This window comes from Nonomuraea composti, assembly GCF_012034275.1.
Taxonomy (GTDB): Bacteria; Actinomycetota; Actinomycetes; order Streptosporangiales; family Streptosporangiaceae; genus Nonomuraea; species Nonomuraea composti.
Genome location: NZ_JAATEP010000023.1, coordinates 44127 through 63389 on the forward strand (window position 1 = coordinate 44127; position 19263 = coordinate 63389).

The 19263-nt window shown below is 73.2% G+C and carries 13 protein-coding genes; 9 read left to right on the plus strand and 4 right to left on the minus strand.

From position 1 onward, the window contains the following. Nucleotides 1–3: 3 nt before the first annotated feature. Together HCN51_RS29490 and HCN51_RS29495 are read right to left on the minus strand one after the other, a co-directional pair. Nucleotides 4–1386, minus strand: a complete 1383-nt coding sequence (locus HCN51_RS29490; RefSeq protein ID WP_168013673.1) for an aminotransferase-like domain-containing protein — start codon at nucleotides 1384–1386, stop codon at nucleotides 4–6. Nucleotides 1387–1476: 90 nt separating this feature from the next. Then, entirely contained in the window at nucleotides 1477–3387 is a 1911-nt protein-coding gene (locus HCN51_RS29495) for a hypothetical protein (RefSeq protein ID WP_346433843.1), read from the minus strand. Between the two features lie 119 nt (nucleotides 3388–3506). Here HCN51_RS29495 and HCN51_RS29500 point away from each other — a divergent pair, with 119 nt between their 5' ends. Beyond that, nucleotides 3507–3983, plus strand: coding sequence for a GNAT family N-acetyltransferase (locus HCN51_RS29500; RefSeq protein WP_168013675.1), 477 nt, complete (start codon nucleotides 3507–3509; stop codon nucleotides 3981–3983). 60 nt (nucleotides 3984–4043) lie between these two features. Here the strand turns inward: HCN51_RS29500 and HCN51_RS29505 are convergent, their stop codons facing one another. Beyond that, entirely contained in the window at nucleotides 4044–4331 is a 288-nt protein-coding gene (locus tag HCN51_RS29505; protein WP_168013677.1) for a hypothetical protein, read from the minus strand. Between the two features lie 203 nt (nucleotides 4332–4534). Here HCN51_RS29505 and HCN51_RS29510 point away from each other — a divergent pair, with 203 nt between their 5' ends. The 6 genes from HCN51_RS29510 to HCN51_RS29535 all read left to right on the plus strand — a co-directional run bounded on the left by HCN51_RS29510 (nucleotide 4535) and on the right by HCN51_RS29535 (nucleotide 13008). Then, on the plus strand, nucleotides 4535–5848 hold the full coding sequence (locus tag HCN51_RS29510; protein ID WP_168013679.1) for an MFS transporter: 1314 nt from the start codon (nucleotides 4535–4537) through the stop codon (nucleotides 5846–5848). Nucleotide 5849: 1 nt separating this feature from the next. After that, a complete protein-coding gene (locus tag HCN51_RS29515) occupies nucleotides 5850–7862 on the plus strand; it encodes a molybdopterin oxidoreductase family protein (protein ID WP_168013681.1) in 2013 nt (670 codons plus the stop codon). Continuing rightward, nucleotides 7859–9253, plus strand: a complete 1395-nt coding sequence (locus HCN51_RS29520) for an FAD-dependent oxidoreductase (RefSeq protein WP_168013683.1) — start codon at nucleotides 7859–7861, stop codon at nucleotides 9251–9253. Before HCN51_RS29515 ends, HCN51_RS29520 begins: the two co-directional genes overlap by 4 nt. Further along, the gene (nirB, locus tag HCN51_RS29525) at nucleotides 9250–11679 is read left to right on the plus strand and encodes a nitrite reductase large subunit NirB (protein ID WP_080046369.1); all 2430 of its coding nucleotides are present in this window, start codon (nucleotides 9250–9252) and stop codon (nucleotides 11677–11679) included. The genes HCN51_RS29520 and nirB overlap by 4 nt, the downstream gene beginning before the upstream one ends. After that, nucleotides 11676–12023, plus strand: a complete 348-nt coding sequence (gene nirD, locus HCN51_RS29530; RefSeq protein WP_080046370.1) for a nitrite reductase small subunit NirD — start codon at nucleotides 11676–11678, stop codon at nucleotides 12021–12023. Before nirB ends, nirD begins: the two co-directional genes overlap by 4 nt. Nucleotides 12024–12444: 421 nt before the next feature. Then, a complete protein-coding gene (locus HCN51_RS29535; RefSeq protein ID WP_080046371.1) occupies nucleotides 12445–13008 on the plus strand; it encodes a YybH family protein in 564 nt (187 codons plus the stop codon). A gap of 419 nt (nucleotides 13009–13427) precedes the next feature. Here the strand turns inward: HCN51_RS29535 and HCN51_RS29540 are convergent, their stop codons facing one another. Beyond that, nucleotides 13428–13673, minus strand: coding sequence for a hypothetical protein (locus HCN51_RS29540; RefSeq protein WP_168013685.1), 246 nt, complete (start codon nucleotides 13671–13673; stop codon nucleotides 13428–13430). Between the two features lie 153 nt (nucleotides 13674–13826). Here HCN51_RS29540 and HCN51_RS29545 point away from each other — a divergent pair, with 153 nt between their 5' ends. Both HCN51_RS29545 and HCN51_RS29550 read left to right on the plus strand, forming a co-directional pair. Beyond that, entirely contained in the window at nucleotides 13827–14549 is a 723-nt protein-coding gene (locus tag HCN51_RS29545; RefSeq protein WP_168013687.1) for a hypothetical protein, read from the plus strand. A 158-nt stretch (nucleotides 14550–14707) separates the two neighbouring features. Continuing rightward, nucleotides 14708–19252 (plus strand): SCO7613 C-terminal domain-containing membrane protein, encoded by a 4545-nt coding sequence (locus HCN51_RS29550; RefSeq protein ID WP_168013689.1) that lies wholly within the window; start codon nucleotides 14708–14710, stop codon nucleotides 19250–19252. Nucleotides 19253–19263: the final 11 nt, after the last annotated feature.

Here is a 19263-nt window from a genome sequence, read left to right on the forward strand (position 1 = left end):
GCCTCATGCGGCGGTTCGGCGGGTCAGGTGGTGCTCGCCCAGCGTCCGGGTGAGCGCGTGCAGCGCCCGGCGCAGCGACATCCCGTCCAGGTGGCCGAAGCCGAGGACGATCCCGTTGCCGGGCCGCACGCCGGGATGGTGGTAGGCGGCCAGCTCGGCGACCTGGATCCGGCGTGCTCGCAACGCCGCGACCACGGACGTGGCCGGCACCGACTCGGGGAGCAGGAGCGTGGCCGTCGCGCCGGTGTGCGCGCCGAGCAGCCGGGTGTGCGGGTACGCCTCCAGGGCCTGGCGGACGAGTGCCCGCTTGGCCGCGTACTGGGCCGACAGCCCGGCCACCCGCTCGCTCACGCAGCCCGACGTGAGCAGCTCGGTCACCGCGAGCTGGGCGGTGATCGCCGGCCCGGCCGGCATGACCTGCTCGATCTCGCCGGCCAGCCGCCGCGGCACCACCGCGAACGCCAGCCGCAGCGTCGGCGTCAGCACCTCGGAGAACGAGCCGGCCAGGGCGGTCGACCACGGGTCGGCGAGGGCCGGAAGGGGTGGCAGCGGATCGGGCTCGGCGGTGAACAGGCCGTCGAAGGCCGGCTCCAGCACGAGGCCGCCGCTGTCGTGCGCCCAGCGGGCCAGGTCGCGGCGCCGTTCGAGCGGCAGGCGGGTGCCGAGCGGGCCGCCGCGCTCGGGCAGCACCACGACGACGTCGCAGGTGGCGGGGATGCGGTCGGTGCGGGCGCCCGAGCCGTCCGAGGGCAGGGGCAGCACGGTGCCGAGGCGGCCGAGCGTGTCCCTGAGCTCCGGCGGGGCGGGGTCCTCCAGCGCGATCACCGGGTCGGGGCCGCCCTGCGCGCGCAGGAGCAGCCTCAGCGCGTCCGCGCGTCCCGGCGTGACGATCACTTCGTGGCCGTCGAGGTCCAGGCCGCGGGCGTCCTGGAGGTGGGCGGCGATGGCGGCGCGCAGCGCGGGCAGCCCGGCGGCCGGCAGCCCGCCCAGCGGCGGGCGGTGCAGCCCGGCCCGGCGCCAGGCCGCCCGCCACGCCGCCAGCGGGAACCCGTGGCTGCTCGGCCGGTCCAGCCGCAGGTCGACGACCGGCTCCGTGGCGGCGGCGGGGCGCGGCGGCGCGCTGGTCCGCTCGCACACGTAGGTGCCGGAGCCGTGCCGGCCGGTGATGTACCCCTCGGCCAGCAGCCGCTCGTAGGCGGCCAGCGCCACGCCCCGCGAGATCCCGAGCACGCCGGCGAGCGTGCGGGTGGACGGAATCCGGCTGCGGGGGGCGAGCTGCCCCCGCACGATGGCCCTCCTGAGCTGGCCGGCGAGCTGGTCCTGCAGCGGCTCGATCAGGCCACGCTCAAGATGGACGGGTACGCTGAGCCTTTGCGGATGACGCATGGAATGTCCCCCAGTCGACGTACGGAACGGGCCCCCTCACTAGAGGCGTGACATCCTGTTCCACGCCGTGCCAGCGCTCACCCCGCACGCTCATCGGGGCCGGTACGAGCAGCGCACCCCGGTCTGCACGGTGGCCCGCAGCTCGTCGCCGATCACCCGGTCCACGGCCGAGATGCGGGCCAGCGCCCGCCTGATCGCCTTGCCGACGGCGATCCGCGCCCGCTCCTCGCTGCCCGCGAACGGCCGCGCCCGCCCGCCCATGCCGGTGGCGGCGGTCAGCTCCGCGATCAGCCATTCGCGTTCTATCCGCAGCGTCGCCGCGCGCGCCAGGTCGTGCATCGACTCGTGCTCGTCGATCTCGGCCTGCAGCTCGGTCAGCCGCCGCCGGTAGGAGTCCCTGGCCACGTCGTCGAGCAGCGGCTGGACCGACTCGCGCGGGCTGTCGGGCCGCGAGGTGCCCGCGGCCAGGTCGGCGGCGGGGATCTCGTGCCCGGGATTGGCGGCCAGCGTGGCCAGGTGCGCCATGCCGACGCTGTGCTCGACGAGCGCGACCCGTCCGTGCAGTTCGACGTGCCAGCGCCGGCCGTCGCGGCGGAAGTGGCAGGCGCCGTTCGCCGGCGCCGGCCGCCCGACGACGGCGGGCAGCACCATGCCGAGCTCGGCGGCCTCGGCGGCGGCGGTGGCCAGCTCCGCTCGGGCGCTGGCGTCGGCGGGGCCGTCGCGCAGCGCGAGCCCTTGGCCGAGGCGGCAGCGGGCGAGGGTGGCGGCCGGCCAGTGGCCCAGCGCCAGGTTGTCGTGCACGGCTCCGCGCAGGTGGGCCACGGCCAGGTCGAGGTCGCCGGTGGTGAGCGCGGCCATGCCCAGCGAGTGCCGGACGGAGCCGAAGCAGGCCACGCCCAGGCTGGCGATGACCGGCAGGTGCGCGTACGGGCTGAGCAGCGCGTACGCGCTCGCGGCGGTGTCGGCGTCCTGCAGCAGGTGCGCGGCCTCGACCACGCAGTACATGGTGATCAGCCAGGAGCTGGAGGGGGGCACCTCCGCCAGGTCGCGGCCGCGTAAGCGGGCCAGCAGCCCGGCCGCGAGCCGCCGGTCGCCGGAGACGGCGGCGGCCAGCGCCAGGGCGGCCACGTAGGAGTTGTCGATGGGGCTGAGCGTGGGGGAGTTGACCAGGTCGGCCAGGAAGGGCAGCAGCTCGGCGGCGCGGCCCTGGTACCAGCGGACGGCGCCGAGCTGGCCGCCGTACCAGCCGGTGGCGTCGAGGTCGCCGGCCGCGACGCCGCGCTCGAAGCAGGCGCCGGCCAGCCGTTCCGCCTCCTCGAACCGGCCCGCCCTGATGGTGCGCATGACCTCGATCGCGCTGACCACGAACTCGGCGGCCAGGTGGCGGTGCTCCTCCAGCACGGTGCGCAGCTCCTCCAGGCAGCGCTCGGCGTGCGGGTCGGCGGCCAGGTAGAGGTCCACGGTGCGCCACATCAGGCCCATGATCAGGTCGCTCCTGCGGCCGGTCAGCGCCGCCTGGCCGATCAGCTCGCCGGCCAGCTCCAGGCGCAGCGCCCCGTGCTCCGGGCCCAGCACGCAGTGGTGCGTGAGGTTGAGCGCGTCCGCCAGCGCCGTCGTGTCGCCCGACTCCCTGGTCAGGGCCAGCAGCCGCAGGATGCCGTCGTGGGCGCCGCGGCGGTAGTCCTCCTCGCCCTGGAGGCGCAGCCGCAGCCGCTGGGCGAGCGGGGAGCGCGGGTCGATGCGGGACAGCGCGTGCCGCTGGCGCACCCGTACCTTCTCGGACTCGACCGCCGTGCGGTGCTCGTGCACCCAGATGCCGCCCAGCCCCAGGGCCGCCTGCGCCAGCCCCTCCGGGTCGCCGCACTCCTGCGCCCGCTGGTAGGCGAGGTCGAACCAGCGCCGGGCGCGCTGCAGGTCGCCGTCCTCCAGCAGCGCGCGCTCCCCGCGTAAGAGGGTCACTTCGAGATCCGGGCCCGCGTCCAGCCCTTGTGCCACGCTCACGATCGCCGCTCCCCTGTCGGTCGTCGGGACTGAGCGTCCCCACGCACGCCCGAATACCGTTCTAGGACAACCACGTATGGCGTACGGGGCCCGGTTCAACTCCGCGTAGCCTCGTTGCCATGATTCGTCCTGCAACACCCGCTGACGTGCCCGAGATCGTCAGCATGATCCGCGAGCTCGCCGAGTACGAGAAGGCCGCCCACGAGGTGCGCGTGACCGAGGAGCAGCTCCACGACACCCTCTTCCGCGACCACCCGGCCGCCTTCGCGCACATCGCGGAGCAGGACGGCGAGGTGGTGGGCTTCACGCTCTGGTTCCTGACCTACTCCACCTGGCGCGGCACGCACGGCATCTACATGGAGGACCTGTACGTCCGGCCGCGGCACCGCGGCGGCGGCCACGGCGTGGCCCTGATGCGCGAGCTGGCGGAGATCTGCGCCGAGCGCGGCTACCAGCGCCTGGAGTGGTCCGTTCTCGACTGGAACCGGCCCAGCATCGACTTCTACGAGAAGCTCGGCGCGGTCAACCAGGACGACTGGTACCGCTACCGGCTCACCGACGAGCCCCTGGCCCGCCTGGCGCGACGCAACGACTAAGGGGGCGGGCACGGGCCACGCAGGTCACGTACGGTGACGTGACCTGCGTGACACATCCGCTTAAACGCCGGCGTGCGAGCGGGACCGCGTGCTCTCCTGCTCGAACATCCCGACGGACGGCTCCTCGAGGTCGCGGTGGGTCTCCTCCATGCGCAGCGCGACGCCCATCGCGAAGAACGTGGGCGCCCACTCCCCGACGAAGATGCCCCACCGGTCGGCCCGGTCGAGGCCTGCCGACTCGGCTTTCTTGGACAATATCCAGCTCGCGAAGGCCAGGCCGATCGAGGCCAGCCCCGCGGTGTACATGTGACCGGACTTCACGCCCATCTGGTGCAGCTTTTTGATCATGTTTCCCCCCCTTGCTCATGTGCTGGTACCCCAGGGCAGGGGAGGTAACCGATCATTACCGGCATGTTTCCGCGGTGACGCTTGTGCGCGGCTTGTTACCGAGGTGAATCACATGTAACCGGCGCACAGCCACGCAGGGTCAAAGTGCGTAACGAGCCCTTCCTACCTTGGAGATCCCCGGACGCCGAGCGTAGGAGAGGTCGATGGCGCGCTGGATCGCCGAGTGGCACCCCGATGACCCAGCATTCTGGGAGAGTTCAGGCAAGAGAGTCGCACGCCGCAACCTGATCTTCTCGATCCTGGCCGAGCACCTCGGCTTCACGGTATGGACGTTGTGGAGCATCGTGGCGACCAAGATGGGGTCGTACGAGTTCACCACCGACCAGCTGTTCTGGCTGGTCGCCCTGCCGAACCTGATCGGCTCGGTGCTGCGGGTGCCCTACACCTTCGGGCCCGCCAAGATCGGTGGCCGCAACTTCACCGTGGTCAGCGCGACGCTGCTGCTCATCCCCGCCGTGCTGCTCAGCGTGGCGGTGAACAACCCGGGCACGCCCTACTGGCTCTTCCTCGTGATCGCGGCGCTGGCCGGCTTCGGCGGCGGCAACTTCGCCTCCAGCATGGCCAACATCACCTACTTCTACCCGCGCAACAAGCAGGGCGTCGCCCTCGGGCTCAACGCCGCCGGCGGCAACATCGGCGTCAGCTCCGTCCAGCTCGTCATGCCGCTGGTGATCGGCTCGCTCGGGCTGGCCGCCGCCGGCTGGTTCTGGATCCCGTTCATCGTCGTGGCCGCCGCCTGCGCCTTCTTCTTCATGGACAACCTGACCAGCGCCAAGGCGAACCCCCGCCAGCAGCTCGCGGTCGCCGGCAAGGCCCAGACCTGGATCATGTCCTTCCTCTACATCGGGACGTTCGGCTCGTTCATCGGCTACTCCACCGCCTTCCCCCTGCTGAGCAAGAGCCTGTTCCCCGACGCCCCGTACACCGCCGTCGCCTTCGCCGGGCCGCTCATCGGCTCCCTGATCAGGCCCGTCGGCGGCTGGCTGGCCGACAAGCTCGGCGGCGCCCCCGTCACCCTGTGGAACTTCGCCGCCATGGGCGGCGGCGTCCTGCTCGTCTGGCTGGCCAGCACCTCCGGCAACTTCTGGATGTTCTTCCTGGCCTTCCAGCTCCTCTTCCTCACCGCGGGCATCGGCAACGGCTCCACCTACCGCATGATCCCGGCCATCTTCCAGGCCAAGGCCGTCGCCGAGCGCGGCGACGAGACGGAGGAGACCCTGCTGTACGGCAAGCGCCAGGCGTCGGCCGCCATCGGCATCATCTCGGCGGTCGGAGCGCTCGGCGGCTTCCTCATCAACCGGGCGTTCGGCATGGCCTTCGCCGCGGCCGGCACCCCGGCCCCCGCCTTCCTGGCCTTCGGGGTCTTCTACCTCTCCTGCCTGGCCCTGACCTGGTGGTGCTACACCCGCACCGTCGGCGTCAAGGTCGTCGCGAGCCTCGCCTATGCCCGGATCTGACATGACCAGGACACACTGCCCGTACTGCGCCCTGCAGTGCGGCATGGAGATCGGCCCCGGGCTGGCCATCAGCCCCAGGACCGACATCCCGGCCAACGCCTCGGGGGCGCTGTGCCAGAAGGGATGGACGGCGGGCGAGCTGCTCACCAACGGCGAGCGCCTGACCACCCCCCTCCTGCACGGCGAGCCCGTGGAATGGGACGTCGCCCTGGACTACGTGGCGTACCGGTTGTCCGCCATCCGCGCCGAGCACGGCCCCGACGCCGTGGCCGTGTTCGGCGGGGGTGGGCTGACGAACGAGAAGGCGTACACGCTCGGCAAGTTCGCCCGCGTCGCCCTCGGCACCAGCCAGATCGACTACAACGGCCGCTTCTGCATGTCCTCGGCCGCCGCCGCCTCCATCAAGGCGTTCGGCATGGACCGGGGCATGCCGTTCCCGATCACCGACCTGGACGACGCCGACGTCGTCATGATCGCCGGCGGGAACGTCGCCGAGACCATGCCCCCGTTCGTGCGCCACCTGGACGGGCCGCGCCTGATCGTCATCGACCCGCGCCGCACCCAGACCGCGAAGCTGGCCTGGCTGCACCTGCAGCCCACGCCCGGCACCGACCTGGCGCTCGCGCTCGGCCTGCTGCACCTGGCCATTGCCGACGGGCTGGTGGACGAGGAGTACGTCGCCGCCCGCACCACCGGCTTCGACGAGGTGCGCACCTCGCTGTCGGCCTGGTGGCCCGAGCGGGTCGAGCGCATGACCGGGGTGCCCGTGCACCAGATGCGGCAGGCCGTGCGCGCCATGGCCGCCGTGGACAGGGCGTACATCCTGACCGGGCGCGGCGCCGAGCAGCACGCCAAGGGCACCGACACCGTCACCGCGTTCATCAACCTCGCCCTCGCGCTCGGCCTGCCCGGCAGGGAAGGCTCCGGGTACGGGTGCGTGACCGGGCAGGGCAACGGCCAGGGCGGCAGGGAGCACGGCCAGAAGGCCGACCAGCTCCCCGGCTACCGCAAGATCGACGACCCGGCCGCCCGCGAGCACATGGCCGGCATCTGGGGCATCCCCGCCGCGGACATCCCCGGGCCGGGGCGGTCGGCGTACGAGCTGCTCGACGCGCTCGGCACCCCGGAAGGGCCGAAGGCGCTGCTGCTGTTCGGCTCCAACCCGGTCATCTCCGCCCCGGCCGCCGAGCACGTCGCCGAGCGCATCGGCGCCCTCGACCTGCTCGTCACCTGCGACTTCGTCATGTCCGAGACCGCCGCGCTGGCCGACGTGGTCTTCCCCGTCACCCAGTGGGCCGAGGAGAGCGGCACCATGACGAACCTCGAAGGCCGCGTCCTGCTCCGCCGCCAGGCCGTCACGCCGCCCGAGGGCGTCAGGAGCGATCTCGACGTCATCGCCGCGCTGGCCGGGCGGCTGGGGCACACGTTCGAGACCGAGCCGGTCAAGGTCTTCGACGAGCTGCGCCGCGCCAGCGCCGGCGGTCCCGCCGACTACTCCGGCATCACCTACGAGCGCATCGCGGACGAGACCGGCGTCTTCTGGCCCTGCCCCTCGCCCGAGCACCCCGGCACGCCCCGCCCGTTCCTCGACCGGTTCGCCCACCCCGACGGGCGCGCCAGGTTCGTGCCCGTCCAGCACCGGCCCGCCGCCGAGGAGCCCGACGAGGACTACCCCGTGTACCTGAGCACCGGCCGGGTGCTCGCCCACTACCAGAGCGGCGCCCAGACCCGCAGGATCGCGCCGCTCGTCCAGGCCGCCCCCGAGCCGTACGTCGAGCTGCACCCCGACCTGGCCGAGCAGCTCGACATCACCGCCGGGGACGTCGTCCGCGTCAGCAGCAGAAGGGGCGACGCCAAGGCCGTCGTCAGGATCAGCGACGCCATCAGGCGCGACACCGTGTTCATGCCCTTCCACTGGGAGGGCGCCAACCGGCTCACCAACCCGGCACTCGACCCGACGTCGAGGATGCCGGAGTTCAAGGTCTGCGCGGTCAGGGTGGAGAGGGACTCATGAGGCTCGTCGTCGTGGGCAACGGAATGGCCGGGTCGCGGCTGGTGAGCGAGGTGCGCACCCGCGACCCCCACATGAAGATCACCATTTTCGGCGCGGAGTCGCGCCAGCCGTACAACCGGGTGCTGCTGTCCAACGTGCTGGCCGGCAGCTCCCGCCCCGAGCAGGTCCGCCTGCTCGACCCCTCCTGGTACGACGCGCACGACGTCGAGGCCGCCTTCGGCGACGCGGTCGCCCACATCGACCGCGACACCCGGCACGTCGTCACCGAGAGCGGCCGGCGCGAGCCGTACGACCTGCTCGTGCTGGCCACCGGCAGCGACGCCATCGTCCCGCCGATCCCCGGCGTCGAGCGGGCCATCCCGTTCCGCACCCTCGACGACTGCGAGCGCATCCTCGCCTGCGCCGAGAGCGCCGGGCGGGCCGTCGTCATCGGCGGCGGCCTGCTCGGCATCGAGGCCGCCCGCGGCCTGGCCGGGCGCGGCCTGCCGGTCACGCTGCTGCACCTGGCCGGACACCTCATGGAGCGCCAGCTCGACGTGGAGGCCGGGCTCGTCCTCGGCGAGACGCTGAACGGGCTCGGCGTCGAGATCCGCACCGGCGTCTCCGCCTCCGGCGTCGAGGAGCACGGCGTCCGGCTCGACGACGGCGAGCTCGTCGAGGCCGACCTCGTCATCCTGGCCTGCGGGGTGCGCCCTGTCACCGGCCTGGCCGCCGACGCCGGGCTGGAGGTGCGGCGCGGCGTCGTCGTGGACGACGAGCTGCGCACCGACGACCCGTCCATCTTCGCCATCGGCGAGTGCGCCGAGCACGACGGCACCGTCTACGGCCTGGTCGCCCCCGCCTGGGAGCAGGCCGCCGTCGCCGCCGACGTCATCACCGGCGGCAAGGCCCTCTACCACGGCTCCCGCCTGGTCACCCGGCTCAAGGCCAAGAGCGTCGAGCTGGCCGCCATGGGCGAGACCCAGCTCGGCGAGGAGCACGCCGAGGTCGTGCGCTTCAGCCACCGGGCGCGCGGCACCTACCGCAAGCTCGTCATCCAGAACGGCCGCCTCGTCGGCGCGATCCTGCTGGGCGAGAGCGACGCCGTCGGCACGCTCACCCAGCTCTTCGACCGGGGCGGGCCGGTGCCGGGCGACCGGGCCGGGCTGCTGTTCCCCGGGCTGGCCTCGGCGCCCGTCGCCGACAGCCCGACGCTGATGCCCGACGCGGCCAAGGTCTGCCAGTGCAACAACGTGACCAAGGGCCAGATCAGGGCGTGCTGGGAGGCCGGGGCCAGGGACGTGACCGCCGTCGCGGCGGCCACCAGGGCCACGACCGGATGCGGTACCTGCCGCGACGCCGTGGAAGGCATCGTCGGCTGGCTTTGCGAGCAGGAAGGGGTCTCAGTATGAACAGGATCGTCGTCGTAGGGTACGGACCGACGGCTCACCGGCTCGTCGAGACCCTGGCGGGCAAGGGCTTCGGCGGCACCGTCACCGTCATCGGGGAGGAGCCGCGGCCGGCGTACGACCGGGTGCACCTGACCTCGTACCTGTCCGGCACCAGCGCCGAAGACCTCACCTACGAGGTGCCGGCCGGCATCACGACCAGGCTGAACACCCGCGTCACCGGCATCGACCGCGAGGCCAGGCAGGTCACGCTGGCCGACGGCGGCGTCGAGCCGTACGACGTGCTCGTGCTGGCCACCGGCTCCGCGCCGTTCGTGCCGCCGGTGCCCGGCGCCGAGCACGCCTACGTCTACCGCACGATCGAGGACCTCGACGCGATCAGGACCGCCGCCAAGGACGCCGTGGAGGGCGTCGTCGTCGGCGGCGGGCTGCTCGGCCTGGAGGCCGCCGACGCGCTGCGGGCGCTCGGCCTCAAGGCGCACATCGTCGAGATGAGCCCCTGGCTGATGCCGCGTCAGGTGGACGAAGGCGGCGGCTCGGTGCTGAAGTCGCACATCGAGGGGCTCGGGCTGAGCGTGCACGCCGGCGCCGGCGTCCAGGAGATCGTCACCGACGACGCCGGCCAGGTGACCGGGCTGCGCAAGCCCGACGGCACCCTGATCGAGGCGCAGGTCGTGGTGTTCTCGGCGGGCATCAGGCCGCGCGACGAGCTGGCCAGGTCGTCGGGGCTGGAGGTCGGGCCGCGCGGCGGCATCGTCGTCGACGCCGGGATGCGCACCTCCGACCCCGCGATCTACGCCATCGGCGAGTGCGCGCTGGCCGGCGGCATGGTGTACGGGCTCGTCGGGCCGTGCAACACCATGGCCGAGGTGGCCGCCGACCGGATCATGGGCGGAGCATCGGCGTTCGAGGGCGCCGACATGTCCACGAAGCTCAAGCTGCTCGGCGTCGAGGTCGCCCAGTTCGGGGCCATGGACGGGGCGCTCGACGTCACCTACATGGACCCCGTCGCCGGCGTCTACAAGAAGCTGTTCATCAGCGACGACGCCCAGACGCTGCTCGGCGGCATCTGCGTCGGCGACGCCTCGCCGTACACGTCGCTGCGGCCGTTCGTCGGCAAGGCCCTGCCCGCCTCGCCGTCCGACCTGCTGTTCAGCGGCGCGGGCGCGCAGCTCGACCTGCCCGACGAGGCGCAGGTCTGCTCGTGCAACAACGTGTGCGCGGGCGACATCCGCACCGCCATCGCCGACAAGGGCGTCACCGACGTGCCCGGCCTCAAGGCGTGCACGCGGGCCGGCACCACCTGCGGCAGCTGCGTGCCGATGCTCAAGCAGCTCCTGGAGAAGTCGGGCGTCGAGGTCAGCAAGGCTCTGTGCGAGCACTTCACGTACTCGCGGGCCGAGCTGTTCGACATCGTACGCGTGCGCGGCATCACGACGTTCTCCGAGCTCATCACCCAGCACGGGCAGGGCCGGGGCTGCGACATCTGCAAGCCGGCCGTGGCCTCGATCCTCGCCTCCCTGCACAACGGGCACGTGCTGGAGGGCGAGCGCGCCGCGCTCCAGGACACCAACGACGCCTTCCTCGCCAACATCCAGAAGAACGGCACGTACTCGGTCGTCCCGCGCATCCCCGGCGGCGAGATCACCCCGGAGAAGCTCATCGTGATCGGCGAGGTGGCCCGCGACTTCGGCCTCTACACGAAGATCACCGGCGGGCAGCGCATCGACCTGTTCGGGGCCCGCGTCGACCAGCTCCCCGAGATCTGGCGGCGGCTCGTGGACGCCGGCTTCGAGTCCGGCCACGCCTACGGCAAGGCGCTGCGCACCGTCAAGTCGTGCGTCGGCTCCACCTGGTGCCGCTACGGCGTCCAGGACTCCGTGGGCATGGCCATCGCGCTGGAGCTGCGCTACCGCGGCCTGCGCTCCCCGCACAAGCTCAAGTCGGCCGTCTCCGGCTGCGCCCGCGAATGCGCCGAGGCCCGCTCCAAGGACTTCGGCATCATCGCCACCGAGCAGGGCTGGAACCTGTACGTCGGCGGCAACGGCGGCTTCAAGCCCCGCCACGCCGACCTGCTCGCCAACGACCTGACCACCGACGAGCTGATCAGAACCATCGACCGCTTCCTCATGTTCTACATCCGCACGGCCGACAGGCTGCAACGCACGTCCACCTGGCTCGAGTCCCTGGACGGCGGGCTCGACTACCTCCGTGAGGTGATCATGGAAGATTCCCTGGGCATCTGCGCCGACCTGGACGCGCAGATGGAGCGGCACATCGCCACCTACGCCGACGAATGGGCCGCCACGCTCGACGACCCCGACAAGCTCAGCCGGTTCGTCAGCTTCGTCAACGCCCCCGGCGTGCCCGACCCGTCGATCGTCTTCGCCAGCGAGCGCGGCCAGATCAAGCCGGTGATGGCCCAGTGAACTGGACGACGATCTGCGCCTACGAGGCGCTGCTGCCGGAACGCGGAGTCTGCGCCCTCGTCGAGGGCACCCAAGTGGCCATCTTCCGCACCTACGAGGGCGAGCTCTACGCGCTGGGCAACCTCGACCCGTTCAGCGGGGCGTACGTGCTCTCGCGCGGCATCGTCGGCACCAGAAAGGGCGAGCCGACCGTCGCCTCCCCCCTGCACAAGCAGGTGTTCTCCCTGGTGACCGGGCGCTGCCTGGACGACGAGACGGTGTCGGTGCCGTCCTACCCCGTGCGGGTGGGGGACGACGGGCGCGTCGAGGTCAGCCTCGAACAGCGGGTGGAGGTCGGCGTCTAGCGGAGGGCCGTGTCCGGGTCGTCGTCCAGCGGGGGCCGGGTCCAGGTCGTCCGCTCGCACGGCGGCTTGGGCGCGGCCCTTCCGGCTATTCCTCCGTGCCTACCTCGGCCGGTGGATAGACGTGCGCTCCCCGGTGCGCCGCCGGTAACACACAGCGGCGGCCCGACTCGACGCTTTCGCACCGTTCGGCGTCCTCGCGCTGGGGGAGTGGTTCGGGGTTCGCCTGGATTCGCGGCACTGAAGGGACGCTATCGGCGCCGCCGTACGCGCTGGTATCGGGGCGGCAACGATCACGGCTCTGACCGGTCTCGCCCATTCCTGTGAACCGCGACCGTGAGCAATACCGGGACCAGGCAAAGGTGTCGTGCGGAGTGCCTAAACCGCGCATTCGCCGACGACGCGCGGGGGCATCAAAGCGGCCATGAGCAAGATTTCTCAGCGCAGGGCACTCCTGCTGGCCGCGATCGTGCCCGCCCTCCTGGTCGCGGGCTGCTCCGCGGGGAACAACACCCAGGCGATGAAGGGCGCGGCGAGCCCCGGCACGCCCACCGACATGGACTCCATGTCCCCCGAGGAGAGCGACACCTCCTCCCCCGACGCCACCGACACGGGCGCCTCCCCGACGGACACGGCGGGCGGCGGGCAGGCCCAGACGGCCGTCCAGGGCTTCTTCAGCGCGGTGAAGTCCGGCAACGTCGACCAGGTCGTCAACTCCTTCTCCGACGACGCCGTCGCCGCCGTCAACGGCCAGGCCACGGCGGAGGGCAGCCAGGCGATCCGCACCCTGTTCCAGAAGCAGCTCCAGGGCAACGGCATGAAGCAGGCCACCCACACCATCGACGAGTCCCGCATGGCGGGGGACACCGACGCGATCGTCCGGTCCACCAGCAAGCAGGGCAGCGACGAGATGCGCGAGCTGTTCGTGCTCACCAAGGACGGCGAGGAGTGGAAGATCTCGCAGTTCATGAACAACAAGGCTTCCTGAGCTTGGGGCGGACCTGAGCGGCCCGTTCGAGGGGGTGGCGGCCGGCGGCCGGTCGCATGACGCGATCATCCGCCGGCCACCTGCCCTGGCCTGGCCTCGGCCCTCCGACGAGCACGATCCTCCTACCCGCCACCCCACCTGCCGCCCCCTGCCCACTGTGACCCTGCCCGGCGCCGGTTTGTGGTCGGCCCCGCCACGCGACCCGGCCCAGCCCGCCTCACCGCAGCCCCGCTCGCTGCCGACCCTTGTGGTCGCCCCCCCACGCCACCCCGCCTTCGCCCCGGTAAGGGGCTCCAGTGGGTTGCGCGGCTGGGAGCCTTGGGTGAAACGCTGGCGGAAACCTTGACCGTAACTAGCCGTATATTGCGTGGTTATTGTGTGACATATCCAGGAATGCGCATGAGTACGTGTGATATGGGCTAATTCTGGGTGGTGTCGCCGGGAATGCGGGGCTGGATGCGGCGCTGATCCACCAGAGCGAGGTAGACCGCGAAGGCGCCGCGTGCCCACATCTCCGCCTGTTGCGCGGTCAGCCTGATCTCCTCGCCCTCGTGCGAGACGATCATGTACCCGCCCGGCGGCACCCTCCGCCACGCGACCAGGACGCTCTCGTAGACGAGCACGTCGAGCATCGCGGTCAGATATTCACGCTCGGCGGCGGACACGGCGTAAGCCTCCTCGCTCCTCGCCGATTTATCGCCCTTGCCCACCATTGTGCGCGCCCTTTCGGGAAATGTCGCAGACCCATGTCGAAAAGCCGCCCCAACCCCGGAGAACCTCCACCCGCCCACCGGTGTATCCACACCGGAGGTGGTCACATGAAGAGACTCCTGACCCTGTTGATCGCGACCCCGGTGCTGCTCCTCGCCCTCGGGGGCGCGCCGGCCGGGGCGTCCGGCGCGTGGGCGGTGACGTACCTGGATCCGGTGCCGCCCCGGTTCGAGAGCGGGACGTCGTACACGCTCGGCTTCTGGGTCCTGCAACACGGCACCCACCCGTTCGAGGGCTCGATGAACCCCGTCGGGCTGCGGCTCACACGCGCCGACGGCAAGACCTTGGAGTTCAAGGGCATAGGGCTGGCCGAGGCGGCGCACTACTCGGCGTCCGTGGTGGTGCCGAAGGGCGTGTGGAGGGTGGAGGGCATCCAGGGGCCGTTCCAGCCGTACGCGGTGGGGACCCTGACCGTGCCCGGCGCCCTGCGGATCAACCCCCTGCCACCCGGCCAGGCGGACATGATCGCGCAGACCGAGCAACGCTACTGGGGTGACGTACGGCCACCCGGCTTCGAGCCCGGCACCACGACCCCTGCCGCCCCGATACCCGCCGCGTCCTCCGCCCCCGTAGTCACGGTCACATCCTCCCCGCCTCCTCCGGCGCCCGCCTCGGACGGCGGCGTCCCCGCGTACACCCTGCTCCTGGCCGCGGCCGGCGGCGCGGTGGCGACATGGGCGGTACTGGGACTCCCGACAGCGCGACGGCGGCGGCCCGCGGAGGACGAACCGGATCGCACCCAGGAGGACACCATCGTGATTTCTGGGTAGTAGCGGGGGCAGACCGCCGGGGTGTGCTCCGACGCCCTCCTTCCCGAGCGGCCCGCGTCGGCGCCCACCCCGGCTCTCCCCTTTTCTCTTGAATCCCAGACAAATCCTTACGTGTGCGGCAGGGTCGGAGGTGTTGCCGATCTTCGTGAGGATCACGCATGGACTGGCCGAACTGCCCCTCCTGCGGCGTCGCCCTGACCGGAACGGTGGATGCCTGTCCCGAGTGCCGGCTGCTTCTTCATGGGCCCGCCGCCAGTGACTACCTGAATGTGGTGGCGGCGCTCGCCGAGCTCGACGGGCGGCGGGCGGAGTTGGTGCGGAGGCGGGAGGAGGCGCTGGCGGGGATGCGGGCGGCCACCGACGCCGCCCGTACCGCGGCGGATGCGGCGGACACGGCGGACGCGGCGGATGCGGCGTCGGTGGTCGCCGGCGTGCCGGTGGCGGGTGAAGGTGTGCCGGTCGCGGTGGTGGGCGGGGAGGGGGAGCGGGGGCCTCGGCGGGATCTGTCGCATCGGGCGGTGCAGAACGTGCTGCTGCTGCTCGGCGGGACGCTGCTGTCCATCGCGGCGGTGGTGTTCACGCTGGTGAGCTGGCAGGTGCCGGCTCTGCGGGCGCTCATCCTGACCGTGTTCACGGTGGCGGTGCTGGCCGCGCCTTGGCTGCTCGTGCGGCGGCGGCTGGTGGCGACGGCCGAGACGGTGGCGCTGCTGGGGCTCGTGCTGATCCCCTTGGACGGGGTTGCCGTCATGCAGGTGTTCGGTGACGGTGGCGGTGGTGCTGCGGGGCCCGAAGTGGATTCGCTGTGGGGGTGGGCGGTTGCGGCTGCGGCGTTGAGCCTGGTCTGGGCCGTGTACGCGTGGTGGGCGCCGCTGCGGTTGCCGACGCCGGTCGCGATCGTTCTGGCTCAGGTTCCGTTGCCGCTGGCGGCGCTGGCCGAGGTGGGGTCCGGGCCGCTCGATGATGTGCCGGGTCTGGCGGGGGCGCTGGTGGTCGATGCCGCGGTCGACCTGGTGTTGTGGGGGGTGGCGGGGGGGGCTGGGGTCGCGGGTGAGTACGTGACGACCGCCGTGGCCGGGGCGGTGGCGTGGGTCGGTGGGGTGGGGGTCGCGGCGTTCGCGACGGTGGTGGTGATGGCCGGTGACGGGTTCGTTCCCCTCACCGATCCTCGGCCCGTTCTGGTGACCGGGCTGTCACCCGGGGTGGGACTCGTGCTGGGTGGGGCGGCGGTGGTGGCCGTTCTGTGGGCGGGCGCTACTCGGGGCAGGGGTGCCCGGTTGGTGATCGGGGCGGGTGGGGCGCTCGCCGGCGTGGGGGCCGGGTGTGCTCTGACCGCCTCCGTCGTGCCTGGCGTGGACGGGGCCGCGGTGGCCGCCTGTGCGGCGGTGGTGGTCCTGGTCGCGGCGCTGTGGCTGCCTGTTCGGCTGCGGGACGGCGTTCGTACGGGTGGCGCGCTCGTGCTCGGCGTGGCCGCGTGCTCGCAGGCGCAGGCCGTGATCGCGGTGGCGCTCGGCCCCCTTGGGTGGCTCACCTCCGCCTGGGGGGAGCGGGCCGGGCGGGCGTCCGAGCTGCTCGGGCCCGATCTTCGCTGGGACGATGCCGGGGCCGCGCCCGTGGTGATGGCGGCCGTGGCGGTGGGGTCGGCGCTCGTGCCGGCCGGGGGTGAGGTGTGGACGCCTGACTTACGCCGGATGTTCTGCCTGGTCAGTGGGTGTCTGGCGGTGGTCATGGCGCCGGTGTCGGTGGGGCTGGGGTACGAGGTGGGGCTCGGGGTGGTCGTGGTGCTCGCCTCTCTGCTGATGTGGCGGGCGGCTGCTCGCAGGCCCGCGTCGGGCGGTGGCGGGGCCGGGTCGAGCGGGCGCGGTGGTGTGGGGGTGTTGTGGGTCGGCGGGTGTCTGGGTGGACTGGCCATGTGCTGGGGGCTGGCCGATCGGACGGCCAGTGTGACGGTGGCCGGCGTGCTGGCGGGGGTGTGGGCCGGGTGTGCCGTGGCCGGCCGGACGAAGGGCGTGCAGGCCGTGGGCGGGGCCGGGGCGACGGTGGCGGCGGGGGTGATGGTCTGGGGGATGTTCGGGAGCGGGATGGCGGCGGCCGTGGCGATGCTGGGCGTGCGGGCCGGCACGCTGGTCGTCACCAGGCCGTCCCGGAAGCTGGCCGCCGCCGTCGTACGGGCCGGGCGGACCGGCACCACCCTCGCGCTCGGCTCCCTCGACCGGCTGACCAGGCTCGTACGGCCGGGCGGCAGGACGGCGGCCGAGGCGGCGGCCATGGTGGTGGCGTTGCTGGCGCTGGCCCAGTACGGGTTCGGGCCGGAGCACGTAACCGCTGGTGAGGGGCTGCCGCTCCTGCCGGGGCGGCTGGGTGATGAGGTGCCGGCGCTGCTGCTGGCGGTCGGCGCGGTGCTGGCGGCGGCCTCCGCGTGGCGCAGGCCCCGGGGATCCTGGCGGACGGTGGCGGCGGTCGAGGCGTGCCTGCTGGCCGTGCTGGCGCCGCTGCCGCTCAGCGGGGCCGTCGTGCCCGCGCTCGTCGGCCCGTACGGCTGGCTGACCCACGCCTGGGCCGGTGCGGCGGAAGGGGCGCGTGCGGCGCTCAGCCCGGCGGGGCCGTGGCAGGCGCAGCCGCTGCTGATGCCCGTGCTGGTGCTGGCCGGGGCGGCCGGCGCGCTGGCCGTGTGGGCGCGCTGGGGCAGGCCGGCCGCCATGGGGGTGGCGGGGATCGCGTTCCCGGTGGCGGCGACGGCGTTGCCGGTGGTGGCCGACCTGCCGTACTGGGCGGCGCTGGCGTTCCTCGTCGCGCTGACGGCCGGGCTGGCGCTCTGGTCGGCGGCGAGCCGGTCGGCGGCCGGCGGGGCGAGCCTGTGGACGGCGACGCTGGCCGTGTCCTGGTCGCTGGCCGACCGGACGGCGACGCTCGCGGTGCTGGCGGCGATCGCGGTGACCGCGCTGCTGTGCGCGGTCCGGGGCAAGGGGTCGCCGGTGACGAGCGTGGCCGCGACGGTCACCGGGCTGGCCGTCGGGGCGGAGAGCGTGGCCGCGGCGCTGGGCGGCGGGCTCGGCCGGTCGGACGCGGCGCTGGTCCTGCTCCTGGTGATCGTGCTGCTGTCGCGGGCCGCCGCGCTGCCCGTCCTGCCCGCGGCCGTGGCGGGGCCGCTCGGCGCGGCGGCGCTGGCCTTGTGGCCGGTGGCGATGCTGCTGGCACGGGACGTGGCCCGGCTGTCCCTGGTGCTGGCCGCCGGCGGGCTGGCGCTGGCCGCGTCGGCGTGGCGGCTGAAAGGCACGGTCAGGCCCGGGGCGTACGCGCTGGCGGGCGCGGCGTCCGCGGTGGCGGTCCTGCCGCACGTGCCGGTGTGGGCGGAGGTGCTGGGGTTCCCGTACCAGGTGGCCGGGCGGCCGTGGCGGGAGCTGCTCGGCGGGTGGGTGCCGCGACCGGAGGTGTGGGACTCGGGGCTGCCGATGGTCGCGGGCTTCGGTTTCGTCCGGGCGGAGGTCGGGACGGCGCTCGGCGCCGGGGTGTTCGCGGTGGCCACAGCCGTGATCGTCGCGCGGCGGCTGCGCGGGGACGCGGCGGCGCGGTCCGTGGCGACCGTGGCCGTGCCGGTGTGCCTGGTGCTGGTGCCGCCCGTGGCGGAGCTGGCGTACCCGTGGGTGTTGATCTTCCATGGGGTGGTGCTGGTGGCGCTGGCCGTGCAGGCGTCCGCCGGAGCGGGGGCGGCCGGGGTGATGGCGTTGCTCGCGGGCGGGCACGTGGTGGCGTGGTCGCTGGACGTGGAGGCGTACACGGTGGTGGTCCTCGCCGGGATCACCCTGCTCGGCGTGGCGGCCTCGGCGGTGGCGCGCGGGGCGGCGGCCCGGACAGGTGCGGCGGCGTCCGCGACCGTCGCGGCGGGCGGGCTGGCGGCGGCCTCGGCGCTGTCGGCGGGGCTGCGGGTGGAGGAGGCGGCGTTCGCGGTGCTGGGCGTCGCGGCGGTGGCCGTCCTCGCGGCGGCCCGGCTCGCGACCCTTCGGAGGGCGGTTCCCGGTGCGGCTCGGACCGGGGCACTCGGGCAGGCCTGCGGGGTTGCGGAAGGGGCCGAGGTGGCGGGGTGGGGGGTGGCCGTTGCCGGGGTGGTGATGACAGGGGGCGATCGCGGGCTGCTCAGCCTGGCGCTCGCCTGTGCCGGTGTGCTCGCGCTCGTCGTCGCCCTGCGTCCCGACCGGCGGGCCGCCGTCTGGGCCGGGCTGGGGCTGCTGCAGGTGGCGCTCTGGCTGCGGCTCGCGCTGTCCGGTGTCGTCGCGCCCGAGGCGTACACCGTGCCCCTGTCGGTGGCCGGGCTGGTCGGGGCGTGGCTGGCCAGGCGGCGCGATCCCGGGATCTCCTCCTGGAGCGGGTACGGCCTGGCGCTGGCGCTGACGTTCCTGCCCAGCGCGTACGCCGCCTGGCACGACCCCGGCCTGGCCCGGCCGTTGCTGCTGGGCGTGGCCGCGTTCGCCGCGACGCTGGCCGGGGCGCGGGCGCGGTTGCAGGCGCCGCTCATCCTCGGCGGGGCGGTGCTGGTGGTGACGGCGGCGCACGAGTTCGCGCCCGCGCTGGCCGAGCTGGTGGGTCAGGGGCCGCGCTGGGTGCCGATCGCGGTGGCGGGGGCGTTCCTGCTGTTCACCGGCGCCACGTACGAGCACAGGCTGCGCGACCTGCGCAAGATCCGCCGGCTGATCGTCAGGATGCGCTGAACCACGGCGGG

Excerpts from the sequence above, each read along its gene's own strand:
- HCN51_RS29490 (WP_168013673.1), bottom strand. The coding sequence starts at position 1,386 with ATGCGTCATCCGCAAAGGCTCAGCGTACCCGTCCATCTTGAGCGTGGC.
- HCN51_RS29500 (WP_168013675.1), top strand. The coding sequence starts at position 3,507 with ATGATTCGTCCTGCAACACCCGCTGACGTGCCCGAGATCGTCAGCATG.
- HCN51_RS29505 (WP_168013677.1), bottom strand. The coding sequence starts at position 4,331 with ATGATCAAAAAGCTGCACCAGATGGGCGTGAAGTCCGGTCACATGTAC.
- HCN51_RS29510 (WP_168013679.1), top strand. The coding sequence starts at position 4,535 with ATGGCGCGCTGGATCGCCGAGTGGCACCCCGATGACCCAGCATTCTGG.
- HCN51_RS29515 (WP_168013681.1), top strand. The coding sequence starts at position 5,850 with ATGACCAGGACACACTGCCCGTACTGCGCCCTGCAGTGCGGCATGGAG.
- HCN51_RS29520 (WP_168013683.1), top strand. The coding sequence starts at position 7,859 with ATGAGGCTCGTCGTCGTGGGCAACGGAATGGCCGGGTCGCGGCTGGTG.
- nirB (WP_080046369.1), top strand. The coding sequence starts at position 9,250 with ATGAACAGGATCGTCGTCGTAGGGTACGGACCGACGGCTCACCGGCTC.
- HCN51_RS29535 (WP_080046371.1), top strand. The coding sequence starts at position 12,445 with ATGAGCAAGATTTCTCAGCGCAGGGCACTCCTGCTGGCCGCGATCGTG.
- HCN51_RS29545 (WP_168013687.1), top strand. The coding sequence starts at position 13,827 with ATGAAGAGACTCCTGACCCTGTTGATCGCGACCCCGGTGCTGCTCCTC.
- HCN51_RS29550 (WP_168013689.1), top strand. The coding sequence starts at position 14,708 with ATGGACTGGCCGAACTGCCCCTCCTGCGGCGTCGCCCTGACCGGAACG.